General features: G+C 62.2%; 15 protein-coding genes. 8 read left to right on the top strand and 7 right to left on the bottom strand.

Going from position 1 to position 12,279, the window contains the following annotated elements:
• Window positions 1-47: 47 nt before the first annotated feature.
• The gene (locus M3195_RS01790) at window positions 48-911 is read left to right on the top strand and encodes a hypothetical protein (protein WP_251584637.1); all 864 of its coding nucleotides are present in this window, start codon (window positions 48-50) and stop codon (window positions 909-911) included.
• 466 nt (window positions 912-1,377) lie between these two features.
• Window positions 1,378-1,680 carry a hypothetical protein gene (locus M3195_RS01785; protein ID WP_251584636.1) on the top strand — a complete coding sequence of 101 codons (303 nt, stop codon included), beginning with the start codon at window positions 1,378-1,380 and terminating at the stop codon, window positions 1,678-1,680.
• A gap of 24 nt (window positions 1,681-1,704) precedes the next feature.
• Here M3195_RS01785 and M3195_RS01780 read toward each other — a convergent pair whose 3' ends face one another.
• The 3 genes from M3195_RS01780 to M3195_RS01770 form a co-directional block, all read right to left on the bottom strand.
• The gene (locus M3195_RS01780) at window positions 1,705-1,968 is read right to left on the bottom strand and encodes a hypothetical protein (protein WP_251584634.1); all 264 of its coding nucleotides are present in this window, start codon (window positions 1,966-1,968) and stop codon (window positions 1,705-1,707) included.
• 9 nt (window positions 1,969-1,977) lie between these two features.
• A complete protein-coding gene (locus M3195_RS01775; RefSeq protein ID WP_251584632.1) occupies window positions 1,978-2,247 on the bottom strand; it encodes a hypothetical protein in 270 nt (89 codons plus the stop codon).
• A 371-nt stretch (window positions 2,248-2,618) separates the two neighbouring features.
• Window positions 2,619-2,819 carry a hypothetical protein gene (locus tag M3195_RS01770; RefSeq protein ID WP_251584630.1) on the bottom strand — a complete coding sequence of 67 codons (201 nt, stop codon included), beginning with the start codon at window positions 2,817-2,819 and terminating at the stop codon, window positions 2,619-2,621.
• 237 nt (window positions 2,820-3,056) lie between these two features.
• Here M3195_RS01770 and M3195_RS01765 point away from each other — a divergent pair, with 237 nt between their 5' ends.
• Complete coding sequence (locus tag M3195_RS01765) at window positions 3,057-3,341, top strand: hypothetical protein (RefSeq protein WP_251584628.1); 285 nt, start codon at window positions 3,057-3,059, stop codon at window positions 3,339-3,341.
• Window positions 3,342-3,606: 265 nt separating this feature from the next.
• Complete coding sequence (locus M3195_RS01760; RefSeq protein WP_251584627.1) at window positions 3,607-4,176, top strand: TetR/AcrR family transcriptional regulator; 570 nt, start codon at window positions 3,607-3,609, stop codon at window positions 4,174-4,176.
• Window positions 4,177-4,250: 74 nt separating this feature from the next.
• Here M3195_RS01760 and M3195_RS01755 read toward each other — a convergent pair whose 3' ends face one another.
• Window positions 4,251-4,634 (bottom strand): hypothetical protein, encoded by a 384-nt coding sequence (locus M3195_RS01755; RefSeq protein ID WP_251584626.1) that lies wholly within the window; start codon window positions 4,632-4,634, stop codon window positions 4,251-4,253.
• 115 nt (window positions 4,635-4,749) lie between these two features.
• On the opposite strand from M3195_RS01755, the gene M3195_RS01750 reads away from it, so the two are divergent.
• A complete protein-coding gene (locus M3195_RS01750; protein ID WP_251584624.1) occupies window positions 4,750-5,616 on the top strand; it encodes a hypothetical protein in 867 nt (288 codons plus the stop codon).
• An 11-nt stretch (window positions 5,617-5,627) separates the two neighbouring features.
• Complete coding sequence (locus M3195_RS01745) at window positions 5,628-5,900, top strand: hypothetical protein (protein WP_251584622.1); 273 nt, start codon at window positions 5,628-5,630, stop codon at window positions 5,898-5,900.
• A gap of 94 nt (window positions 5,901-5,994) precedes the next feature.
• Here the strand turns inward: M3195_RS01745 and M3195_RS01740 are convergent, their stop codons facing one another.
• On the bottom strand, window positions 5,995-6,990 hold the full coding sequence (locus M3195_RS01740; RefSeq protein WP_251584620.1) for an SDR family NAD(P)-dependent oxidoreductase: 996 nt from the start codon (window positions 6,988-6,990) through the stop codon (window positions 5,995-5,997).
• Window positions 6,991-7,215: 225 nt separating this feature from the next.
• Between M3195_RS01740 and M3195_RS01735 the strand changes: the two genes are divergently transcribed.
• Both M3195_RS01735 and M3195_RS01730 read left to right on the top strand, forming a co-directional pair.
• Window positions 7,216-8,535, top strand: a complete 1,320-nt coding sequence (locus M3195_RS01735) for a DNA cytosine methyltransferase (protein WP_251584618.1) — start codon at window positions 7,216-7,218, stop codon at window positions 8,533-8,535.
• Between the two features lie 4 nt (window positions 8,536-8,539).
• A complete protein-coding gene (locus M3195_RS01730) occupies window positions 8,540-9,496 on the top strand; it encodes a NaeI family type II restriction endonuclease (protein ID WP_251584616.1) in 957 nt (318 codons plus the stop codon).
• Window positions 9,497-10,382: 886 nt separating this feature from the next.
• Here M3195_RS01730 and M3195_RS01725 read toward each other — a convergent pair.
• Window positions 10,383-11,585 (bottom strand): DUF262 domain-containing protein, encoded by a 1,203-nt coding sequence (locus tag M3195_RS01725; protein ID WP_251584614.1) that lies wholly within the window; start codon window positions 11,583-11,585, stop codon window positions 10,383-10,385.
• Between the two features lie 89 nt (window positions 11,586-11,674).
• Window positions 11,675-12,196, bottom strand: coding sequence for a MarR family winged helix-turn-helix transcriptional regulator (locus tag M3195_RS01720; protein ID WP_251584612.1), 522 nt, complete (start codon window positions 12,194-12,196; stop codon window positions 11,675-11,677).
• Between the last annotated feature and the right edge of the window lie 83 nt (window positions 12,197-12,279).

The following is a 12,279-nucleotide window of genomic DNA, read 5'->3' as shown; positions in this document are numbered from 1 at the left end:
CAATGCAACATACTGCGAATCTTCGATGCCCGTCGTAGTGTCCTCATATGAGTACACAACACGAGTCCATTGCCACCAGATTCCTGGCGCCAGCGCTCCTAAGCGCGGCAGCGCTTGTCACAGCGCTGGGCGTCGCGCCCGCACATGCTGAGGAAGAGTTTGATCCGTTGGCGATCGTGGAGGAGCAGGATCTTCTGGGTGGTCCATCTGATGCCTTCGAAGTAGATATCCCACCCGTCATCGCGGAGCCGTTAAACAATGAAGTGGAAATCGCTCCGGTATGGGAGGGCGAGTCCTACACAGAGAACGGATCCTCTGTTCTCGTTGAAGACAGCTTCGGGATCGTAACGGGCACGGGTGCACGAGGGACGAATGCGAGCTTCATCGTTCTCCACGACTCGTCAGCCCCGCGTTCCTACGACTTCGAGATCGGAGATGGAGGGACAACGCTCGAGCTGCAGGTCGATGGCTCGGCGCTTGTTCGTGACGTCACGGGGCAAGTCGTCAACTTCATCGAAGCACCGTGGGCGACGGATGCCGAGGGTGTCGATGTCGCCACGCATTACACAGTGGCTGGCAACGTCCTCACTCAGCATGTCGATTTGGAGGGCGCAACCTTTCCCGTAACGGCCGACCCCACCATGGGCTGCGGCGTCGGTTGGTGTTCCGTCTACTTCAACAGGTCCGAAACGAATGCGATCGCATCCGGTGGTCCAGCAGTGGGTGCAGCGATCACGGCAGCATGCGCGAAAGCTGGAGCCGTTATCGCGATCGGCTGCGGAATCTCGCTGGGGATTGCTCTGTCGCAAGCGGGGGTGGCCAACAAAGATCGAAATTGCATCGGAATCCTCTTCACACCGCTCGGCTCCTCTGTCTTCATCGAACCGCGTGGGACCGCTCACTGCAGATGAAGGCGTTGAAGCTCAGTGAGGAGATGACCGATGAAAAGGGATCGAAAAGTCTTTCGCGGCGTGTGCAACGCGATCATCATGGCGGGGATAGTGGTGGCACCGCTGTCCATCATGGGTGTCTTGCCGCTCTGGGTGGGTTCGGCCCTGTTCATGTTCACCCTTATGTGGGTGGGGGTTGGTGCTGTGCTGTCCCAACGAGGGACGCCTCGCCATCCGGATCAGAGTTGAGCTGGTCTGTGACCAGAGCTGGCTCATCGATGGACTGAGAGTGGATCGCTGCGCTTTCGTCGTCGTCGTCGGAGTCTGTGAGCCGGCGCGAGTTCGGGTCCGATGCGGTCGCTCAGGTCTACCGTCGGGCGGACCAGGGAGGTGCAGACCGCGTCGGCTCGCGGACATTCTTGAGCCCGCTACGCCTGTCGCTGAGGAAGGGCAGGGGTTCGGATGGCTTTGGGACGAGTGGGACCAGATGGCTACGCCTCGGTTCGACGTGCTGGAGCCGAGCGCCAACCTAGCGGCGTCGACGGATCAGGAACTGGCCGAGGCGCACCGCAGCGAACGCGACGCCGATGACGACCAGGTATCCGATCGCTGCGAGCACCAGGAGCATGGCGACATCATCTCAGACGGGCGGATCGAGCCGCAGGTCGGACCGTTCGACGCGCAGCGCGAGGCTGCATCACTCGAGTGGAAGGACGGATGCTCGTCGCGTCCGCCGAAGCAGTCGTTCGGTGCCGGTGGCGCGACGCTCAGCGTGCTGCTTCTGACGTAGGGGTGAGGGGCGACGAGCGCTCTCTCAACGCCGCCGGTCTGCCTTGGAAAGCCTGAGACTCCTTGTCGCGACACGGAACGTAACGATGAACACCACCGTGAAAACCGCGATGACAGTGGCGCCAACCGCCATACCCCAGGTGTACTGGCTGCCACCCCCATCGACCGCAAGAGTGATCCAGTTAGCCGCGCCGAGTATCAGCATCCCCACCGCGGCGACGGACCAGAGGATCGTGCTGCGGCTGATCGCACGCCGCTGTCGATCCCGTGTCAGCTCGGAATCACTCATGCCCGAAGCCTACGGTTGCTTGCCTGCGTCCGGGCCATGCTCAGCCTCGAAGGTGCGGACCTTGCGACGGTAGTCGAACCAGAGCTTCACCCCATAAAGCGCCAGGGCCGCCGAGAGACCAAGCATTCCCCAGTCGACGAAGTCGGCGACGTCGAAGAAGACGACTCGGAGCGCAGCCATCGCGCCCCAGCCGATCATCATGATGAGCGCGGCGAGGCGCCATCGCCCGAGCTCGTGGCGTTGTTGGATCAACGACGGCTCGGGCTTGGGCTCGTTCATGCGCAGAGCCTAACGCCGCTCGTCAGCATGCGGATCGTCTCGCAGCGTGCGCAGCGCTCGCTGGATCCGAACGAGCTCCGGCACTATCAAGGAGAGCGCGACGAGTACCACGGTGATCGCGCCACCTATCACTGCATCCCATCCCGCAATCAGGTACGAGAGGGCTACACTCCCCGCCCCTCCAACGGCGATCGTCGCCCACAGGACCAGACGCCGAGTCCGCAACGTCGACTCGGTTTCTCCAGGTAGAGGTGCGGGCCTCGGGTCACCATCGCTCATGCGCAGAGGTTATCGGCAGACGCGGGACGCGACTATGCCCAATCCGAAGGAGCGGATCACGGTGAGCGAGGAGACAGGACGTGAGCGCCGCGCTAGTCGGTCTGGACCCAGACGAGCAACTTCGAGTGTTCCGTGAGGAGGACATGCTGCACGCCAGTCGGGTAGTTGATTCTGAGCAGGTGGCGGCCCGTCGTGACGAAGGTGTCGATCTGCGCCGAGACGTCGGCCCACTCCTCCTCGTCGTGGATTTCGTATGCGATGCCGTCCACGGTCACGTGTGCTGCGAAGGACATACCCGGATTGTACCCAGCCAGCGAAAGAGGGAAAGAGTCCCCAATGTGTGAACTGGAGGAGTGGGTGACCGCGAAGAAAGTCGCCGTGCTGATCGGAAGGCATTTCTCGCAGGTGTACCGGTGGATCGACGCCGGCCGCCTCGAGACCGGGACCAACGCGTGCCGGTCGGATCAGAGTCAGGACAAGCATCGATATCTTCGTGACCTGCGACGATGCAGGCCGCTACGCTTCCCCCCATGAGCGAACCGAAGCCGACCCCGTCGCTGATCCAGCAGCGCTTCGCACTTCGCCGAGATAGGAACTACGCAGTCTGGACGATCGTTTCGTCGATCATCGCGGCCGCTCTGCAGGTGACGCTCGTCATCGAGGGTAGAGGTGGCTGGCTTCTGTGGTTCGGCGTCGCCGCCGTTGTCGTCTTCATCGGCGGCGCAGTGTTCGGCGCTGTCAAGCTCGTCGCCTCCCGGCGAGCGACGCGCGATTTCGAGAACCGCTACGGCCGCGACGCCGGCATTCAGAACTGACGCAACCGCCGAGTTCCCTCGACATTGGCGAGCGGCCCTGGCAGGCACACTCGCAACGCCAGACTCAGCGGCGGCGCATCTCCCGCACGAAGATCCAGATCAACCAGAGGCCTCCGGTAAGGAGCGTGAGGACACAGTCCAGGACGAAGTTCCAGAACCCGTATTTCTTCTTCGACATGAGTGAAGCCTAGGGCGCGCAGTCGACGGTCCATGTCGGCGGCGAAGACGGCGTCGCGCTTCGGCATCCGTCAGTAGCCTTGTCCTCATGCCTCGTCCCCGTAGTGAAGCCGCCCGCCGGTCGGTGCTCGACGCGATGCGCACGGCGGTCGTCGCCGGCGCCTACGAGGCGGTGACGATCGAGGGACTCGCCGAGTCGGCGGGAGTCGCCAAGCAGACGATCTACCGCTGGTGGCCGACGAAGGCGGCGATCCTCGGAGAGGCGCTACTCGAGGGCGACCTCCCCGGAGCCGACGTCGAGGTGCCGATCACCGACGACATCCGCGCCGACCTGCACGCGTGGTTCTCGGCGATGTCGGCTGGACTCGCCAGCCACGAGGGCGTTGCCCTCGCCCGCGCGCTCATCGCGGTGACGGCCACCGACCACGAGCTCGGACTCGCGCTCAACGAGCGGCTGGCGGCGCCGATCCGCGAGTGGGTCGCGGAGCGCATCGCGCGCGGGCAGTCGGCGGGCGAGATCCGCCCGGATGTGGATGCCGACGCCATCGCCGATCAGCTCATCGCGATGGCGTCGTACGCGGCGCTCATCGGGCAGCCCCTCAGTGAAGGTCGTGTGGACGAGACGGTCACGCGGCTGCTGCGGGGAATCGCGACCTGACCGGTCGTTGAGCGGGGGGCTCCCCGGGTCGTTGAGCGAAGACGACGAAGTCGCCTGAGACGAAACGCGCGAGACTACGGCGCGCAGTAGCCGACGATCGCCTCCGTCGTGGTGCGCAGGTCGGTGACCGCGGCATCCATGTTCCCGGGATTCCCGGCCAGCGTGTTCTCGCCCTCCGCGATGACGCCGTCGATGCTGATGGTCCACGCGTCGCGGAGGGTGACGAACTCGTCGGGACCCTCGACCTGACGGATGTTCTCGACCACCCCGCGGACCTCGTCGAGCGCCGCCTGCGCCGCTTCGGGAGTCGGGGAGGTGAGGGAGCCGATCGCACCGCTCACCTGCACCGCGAGCGACGTGACCGAGCCGCACGCCGTGACCTTCGACACCTGCTCAGAGCATCCGGACAGCAGAAGGATGCTGACGCCGAGAGCGGCCAGGGCAGGGAGCTTCTTCATGTGTCAAGGGTAATCAGAGATACATGACCAACGGCCTCGGGCACCTCCGCTCGACCCACGCGCAGCTTATGCAAAATATCACATCCGTAGTCAAACGTGTGTAAATCTATGCCGCATGAAAACACAATCTGGAATCCGGATCGCTTGCACAGCGGGAGCGCTCGCCCTATCTGTCGCTGTTGCTCCCGCGATCGCTCATGCCAACGCGGCGTCTTCGCTCGACGACCTCGCGGACGTTATCGGTGATGCCGAGCTGATCGCCGTGGGAGCTCCGTCGCCGTCCACCGTCGCCCCTCCAGCGCTTGAAAGCGAAGCGGGTGGCACTTTCGTGTCGCTGGATGCCGTCGATCTAGATGTGACATTAGGCGTCTCATCGCACGCTGAAAACTCGCCGGTCGACCAGTACGCGGTCGCGGTAGAGGAGTCCGTCACCTACGCCGTGAGCTTGCCCGAAGAGGGAGCGACGCGATTCTCAGCCGTGATCGCCGAACAGTCGGCACAAAGTCCCGAGTGGACGTTTGGGAGCGGCACCCAGTTGTTGCTTCTCGATGATGGATCGGTCTCGGTTTCCGACGCGCGTGGATTCATCGCTGGCATCGAATCCCCATGGGCCGTAGATGCCGCCGGGCGGTCCCTCGATACCCACTACGAGATCTCTGGTTCAACTCTCACGCAGGTCGTTGACACGACGGGCGCGACATTTCCTGTGGTCGCTGATCCCACTGTGCAGTTCTTCGGCCCCTACATTCAGGTGCACCTGAACAAGACTGAGAGTCGTGCAGCGATTACGGGCTACGCTGCGTGCGCTGGAATTCTGAGCAAGTCACCCGTGCCTTTCGCGAAGCTCTTGCAGGTCGCTTGCACGACAGTCACCGCGATCGGGGCGGCTCAGCTGGTCGGCAACAGGTGCGTCTCCATTCACTACGTAGTCGGCGTCGGGGGGCCGGCCGGCGTATGGTGGCCGTGGGTGCGGGACTGCTAGGGGAGTCGGGTATGGCTTACATCATCGTTGGTGTCGCGCTCTTCCTCTGGGGAACCCTGACCGGCTGCGCGGGACAGAAGCTGAGCGCTGTACTGGCGATGATCCCGGTCGTGGGGTGGTTCGCTGTGCTGGCATGGTTCGGCTGGTCGGGCAACATGGACAGCCCCACTGGCGATGCCCTTCCTGCGTACCTCTTGATCGGTTTGCTCGCGTTCATGGTCGGCTCGGCGGCCACGACTCGATTGTCAAAGTTGCGCGCCGCGCGCAGAGAGCGGCAATCGTAGTGAGAAGGAAGTTATCCGCAAGTTGAAAGTGCCACCTGCCTCGCCGGGCGTGATCCGCCGATCGATTCGGCGGATCACGCGCTGAGCGTCGGACCTACTGAACCGACCATCCTCCGTCCGAGGCCAACACGGCACCGTTGATGTTCACGGCGTCGTCCGACAGCAGGAACGTGATCGAGGCGGCGAGGTGCTCGGCGGTCGCGACGGTGGGGATCGCCTGCTGGAACGGAGCGAGACGCCCGGACCCGTACTCCGACATGTTTGGGGGCATGGGGATGCCGGTGGCCACCCCTCCGGGAGCGACGCTGTTCACGCGGATGCCCTTCGGCCCGTACATGAACGCCGCGGACTTCGTGACGCCGATGATGCCGTGCTTGCTCGCCGTGTAGGCGTTGCCCGAGGCGTTGCCGCGCAGGCCCGCCTCGCTCGAGACGTTGAGGATCGCGCCGCGGCCGGCCTTCTCCATGATCGGCAGCACCGCGCGCATGAGCTTGAACGGGGCGGTGAGGTTGATGGCGATGACGCGGTCCCACACAGCATCCGTCGTCTCGCCCGCGGGGGAGAAGTCGTCGTTGATGCCGGCGACGTTCGCGAGACCGTCGATGGTGTCGCCCGCGGCGGCGATGACGGCGTCGATCGCGTCCTGCTGGGTGAGGTCACCGGCGACCGTGACGATGTCGGGCAGCTCGGACTTCAGCGCGTCGAGCTTCTCGGCGGAGATGTCGGCGGCGATGACGCGTCCACCTTCACGGGCGATGCGGGATGCCGTGGCCTTACCGATCCCGGACGCGGCTCCCGTGACGATCACGGTCTTGCCAGCGAAGCGTCCGGAGGTGGGGGTCTCAGTCCAGCCCTCGGTGCTCGTGTCTTCGGGGATCTCGCCGTTGTTCGCCGCGCGGACGAGGTCGTCGACGACCGACTGCGGGAGCTGGCCCTGGCTCATCGCCACGAGCTGCTGCAGCGGGAGCCCGAGGACCGGAGTGAGGAGCTCAGGGTCGGCGCCGGTCTGCTCGAACAGTCCGCGGATGAGCGGGCCGCCGGTCGGGTCGTTGAGCCAGTCGCCGATCGTGGAGTGGGCGGTGAGGGCCATGGTGGAGCTCCTTCGGGTTTCGCAACGGTGCGTCTATGTATTTCGATGATAGTCCCGCCCGATCGAGAGCGCACTCTTGGTGTGAGCTTCATGTTGAGAGGTGACGAACTAGCTCGGGTTCCGATCCAGGTCCGAGCCGCGTACCCTTCGGCCACGCGTTCCTGGTACGTCGATCGCAGTGCTCTGGACCCGGGCGGGGAAGATCGGTCACAACAAGGCTCGGTGATGCTTCAGGCCTATGTCGCAGGCCAGACGTACGATGAAACCGTGCCAGAATCTCGTCGCTCCCAGGACTCCGCTCATACTCTCGTGGAGGTTTGCGCGGGCGCTGGCGGTCAATCACTTGGACTTCACAAAGCCGGGTTCTCCCATGCGCTGGCCGTTGAGATCGATGAAACCGCAGCACAGACACTTCGATCGAACCTTGGGGTCGATGTTGCCGTGGGCGATGTTGCCGACCGGACACTCTGGCACCCACGGGAGTATGAGGGCGTCGACATGTTTGCCGGCGGGGTACCGTGCCCACCCTTCTCAGCTGCGGGCAAGCAGCTCGGGACGGGTGACGAGCGCGACTTGTTCGCCTGGGCCATCGAGCAGGTAGGTGTCATCCAGCCCCGCGCAGTGATGCTTGAGAATGTCCGCGGGCTTTCCTCCCCCAGATTTGCTGCGTACCGCCAGCGAATCCTGGACCGTCTCGATGATCTCGGCTACGTCGGAGAGTGGAAGCTACTCCACGCCGCTGACTTCGGTGTCCCGCAGCTGCGCCCCCGTTTCGTCCTCGTGGCGATGCGGGCGGACGAGATGCGTTACTTCCATTGGCCAGAGCCACGGCCGGGCGCTCGAATCACGGTCGGAGAAGCGCTGCACGACTTGATGGCAGCTGACGGCTGGAAGTATGCGGATGCTTGGCGCGAGGCAGCGAACGATATCGGGCCGACGCTCGTGGGCGGCAGCAAGAAACACGGCGGCGCCGACCTTGGCCCAACGAGGGCGAAGGCAGCGTGGGCGAAGCTGGGCGTTGATGGTAGGGGGATCGCTGACACGCGACCTAACCGTCAATCTCCCTCGTTCAGGACGGCCCCACCACGTTTGACCATCGAGATGGCGGCTCGAGTCCAGGGCTGGAAGGCGGAGGATGCGTACACTTTCGCTGGCCGGAAAACGTCGCAGTACCGACAGATCGGGAACGCGTTCCCTCCACCTGTCGCGGAGGCGCTTGGTCGCAGTGTTCGGGCTGCTCTCACTCAGGAGGGCATCGCGAGAGTGGTTCAGCCCGATGGTGTGAGCCTTCAGGATCCGGTGTACCGAGCGCTTGCCAGCAGCGATCGGCCGCTAAGTCTTGATGAGTTGGTTGGTGCCTACAACGAAGGAAGCACTGCTGCAGTTCAGCAGAGACTCGCAGCGATCGGGCGCGACTTCGAACTCCACAGGTTCGACATCGATGGAAGTGAGCGATACTTGCTCGGAGACTTCAGGGGCTTCACCGGGCAGGAAGATCACTGGCGGCACGAAGTGATTACTCGATTTCGGAGTAAGGTCAGCTGATCGGATGAGTGCCGAGCTGCTGCGGGGCTGGGAGCCAGACCCGCTGGAGAGTGAGGGCGATCTGGAGCTAGTGGCTGTTTATCAAAAGCTTCGCACTGCAGATCCGGATGGCACCCGCACCGGACGACTCATGCGACGCACCCTCGATCAGCTTTATGACGGTCAGCGTACTGGGCGATACTCGTGGGCCGAGCTACACAAGACCGAACGAACGCACTTCGGTACTCTCTTCGAGATCAACCTTCGTCGTGAGTTCGACGACGTAATCGATGAAGGCGAAAAGCTCGACTATAGGATCGCCGACGTAGACGTTGACTGCAAGTTCTCCCAGCGGATGAACGGGTGGATGATTCCGCCGGAAGCACTCGGGCATCTTCTCGTCGTGGGCTACGTGAGCGACGCCAAGAACGAGTTCGCCCTCGGCGTAGTCCGCGCGACGCTAGACCACTGCAGGATTAAACCAAATCGTGACGCAAAGGTGCAGCTGAATCAGGCAGGGCGAGAGGCCGTCAGATGGCTGCAGCGGCCTGGCGATCTGCCGCCGAACGTCCTCCTTGACTGTGACGCCGAGACACTCGCGGCGATCTTCTCCCCAAAGTCCGGTCAGAAGCGCGTTAATGAATTGCTCCGCCGAGTGACCGGACGAAGAATCGGCCGAAATGTGATCGCGACTGTGGCGCAGCAGGACGACTTCATGAAGCGGGTGCGAGCCAACGGTGGTGCACGTACGACGCTACGCCCCGAGGGGTACGTCATCCTCGGCGGTGATTACGAGAAGCATCGTGTTGCGGCGAGGCAGCTAGGAGTCGAGGCGCCGGAGCCGGGGGAAGTAGTCAGCATTCGGCTGGTTCCGGCAACAGACGAGGATCCGTTCGTTGCTGAGTTTGGCGGGCAGCTTTGGAGGCTAGCCGACGAAGCGGAAATATCTCCTGTCGAAGCTCCCGATGTGCCATTCAAGTGATTCATACAAAGCCGCGCCCCTGTTCGAGGGAGAGGGGCTATGGAAGGCACATTGGCAGACGCCGGTTGATGCAAATGTCCCCTGTTCTCTCGGTCGCGGTGCGAATTGCGTTGAGAGGCCCGGATGCGGGTCGCTTAGTCCCGCATTCGCGGGGCTTGTCTTTGAGTAAGGACGACTACTACTCCTCGCGGACTGGTTGTGGTCAGTGCGATCCACACGATGCCGCCTGATGCGCTGGTTGAGCGGGATCCTCACCTTCTTGGACGAGGTTCTCGGTGATGGCAGAGGTCAGTAACCTCGGGTTCAACCTTTGCCGACGGATAGCGAAACCCGTTAGATTATGGCTCGTCTACGACATTTGTCATGTCTGGGTCGATCGCCTGCGAGGTTGCCTGTGGCTCGAGAAACTCTCCCGAGAACCAGCCGAGTATTGCCTTGCAGAGGGCGTGATATCGATCGGGATTAAGTTTGCGCCCCCCTTGCAGATTCCCGTGGGCAATGTTGTTGCGGACAGCCGCTAGATCGTTTAGGCTATCTGCCAGCTGCGGGGTCAGGAATTTTTTGAAACTGTTGCTATGCTCCTTGCCAAAGCGATCAATGAGTTTTGGTAGGGTCGTCGCATTGAGATTCGGAGCCTGGTGAAAGAACGACTGTGCGAACTCGAGGGCGGGGCCGCTAGAATGCGTCGTCAAGTACCTTTTGACGCACTCAAATGCAAGTGACTCAAGAAATCCAGCGCAACGAAGGCATAGGTAACCGCGAAGGTCCTCCTGCAGCCGGATCTGATCAGCGGGAATATATGAGACTGCTTTCCGCCATCGCTCGAACTCAGACTCCAGCTGTGTCCAGAGCTGATGCGCCTCTCGGTGCGGAAATACTTGCAGGGTCACTGCAGTGTCGCCAATAGGGCTTCGCGGACAGCCTTGAGGCGGCCATAGACGCTGTCCCGATGTGAAGTGCTGCCGGAGATCCACCCGATATACGCTTCGTTAGTACGAAGGTCGGATATCGCTGCCCGGACTTGATCGACGGAAAAGAGTAATCCGTTCTCGGCGGCAAAGATCAGGTTCGCCAGCAGGGCGTCAATGTGGGCGGCATTGAGTCTGCCGGCGAATCTCAGCGCCTCGCGTCCATCGGCTTGATTGAGCAACTGACAACTTACTTTGAAAGCGCTCTCGAGGGCATTCAGGCGTGCCTCAGTCGGTTGACGGTTGCTGTCTAGGTACGAGTTCAAGAACTGAACCATAGGTGGACGATATGCTGAAATCCTCGCCGCCTTATCGTCCCAGTCGAGGTGAATCTTTTCAACAACATCTGACATAACGAGCGAGCGAAGGATTAATTCGTGGTCCTTCAGCTTCTTGTCAGTCGTGAACTCTTCGCCATTCTTCAAACCGTAGAGGATCCGCCAATCGTCGTTGTGATTGAGGTCCCGAATGAAGTTGACTAGCGGTCCGCGGTACAGCGCAACTCGGATTTCTTGAGGAGTAAGCGCCACCCCACCGCTATTAAGCCGTCCGAACAAGCGATAAACTGAGTCGCGACCGTCCGGCTCCGAAGGTTCAATCACGACGGCCTGAATAAAGGTGTTGTTGAGACGTCGGCGACTTTCGGTCGAAAGGTTTGAAATGTTGGCTCCCCCGAGCTCCGGTACCACGTCTTCGAGGCTGAATTCTCCGTTATAGAAATCGGAGAGCGTCGTGAGGCGTTGCTGCCCGTCGAGCACGAGATACTTGCCATCCGGCTCGACAACGAGGAAGATGTTTGGGACTGGCCATCCGAGGAGCAGTGACTCGATGAATTTCTCCATTCGAGGCTTTGTCCAGACGCGCTGGCGCTGAAAACCCTCCACGGAAAGGTCTGAGCTCTCGTCGGGATCGAACCGCGGGATAACGATATCGTCATCCGCCAGGCGACGTACCAACCCAGCTACGTCGAAGTCTGCCCCGAAGTACGGCAGGCTGGCCGCTACTGAATCGATCGTAGACTCCGGTTCCTCGGGGTCGTTGAGCACGGTGGCGTCGTCCGCGTGGCTCTCGTCATCGACGTCGGCGGTTACGACCGCGTCGTTCAACTCTTCATTGGACACTTCGCTCCTCATGTGCTTGTAGGCGTCTATTCACGGTATTGCGATTGGCGCAAGAGATGCAATCTTCGTCCGAGAATGACGGCGTCGCTTCACCCGGTGAAGTCGTGTGAGCTAGTGCCACTCTTCCGCTTCCGCCCCCCAGCACTCCGAGGTGGATTTGCCCGCAGATGCCCACTCACCCGAGTCATAACCCGTTCCAGCACCCCAACATCCCCCTCATCCAACGACTCGAACAGCAACCCCCGCACGACTGCGATGTGCCCGGGGAACACCTCCGCCAGCACCGCCCGCCCCGCATCGGTCAGCGTCACCATCGTGCTGCGCTCATCGTCCGGTGACGGCGCCCGCGTGACCAGCCCCCGTTCCTCCAGCGTCTGCGCCTGATACGTCAGCCCGCTCCGGCTGTAGACGACGCCGTCCGCGAGGTCGGTCATCCGCAGTGACCCACCAGAAGCATCCCCAAGCCGCGCGAGCAGCTGGAACTGCACGTAGCTGAGCTTGCCGACGTCGCGCAGCTGCTTCTCGACCTCATGCCGCAGCAGGCTGCTGACCTCGGTGAACGCGAAGTACGCCGAGAGCTCGAGCTGGGACAGCTGCGCGGGGCGACTCATAGGTCCAGTATAGATTGCTTCGAATTCGAAGCAGTGCTACCGTTCCCATATGCTTCGAATTCGAAGTACTTACGAAAGGGATG

The sequence above is a fragment of the Microbacterium hydrocarbonoxydans genome, from assembly GCF_023715885.1.
Taxonomy (GTDB): Bacteria; Actinomycetota; Actinomycetes; order Actinomycetales; family Microbacteriaceae; genus Microbacterium; species Microbacterium hydrocarbonoxydans_C.
The sequence above is the reverse complement of the archived record's forward strand: the minus strand, read 5'-3'. Positions and strand labels throughout refer to the sequence as shown.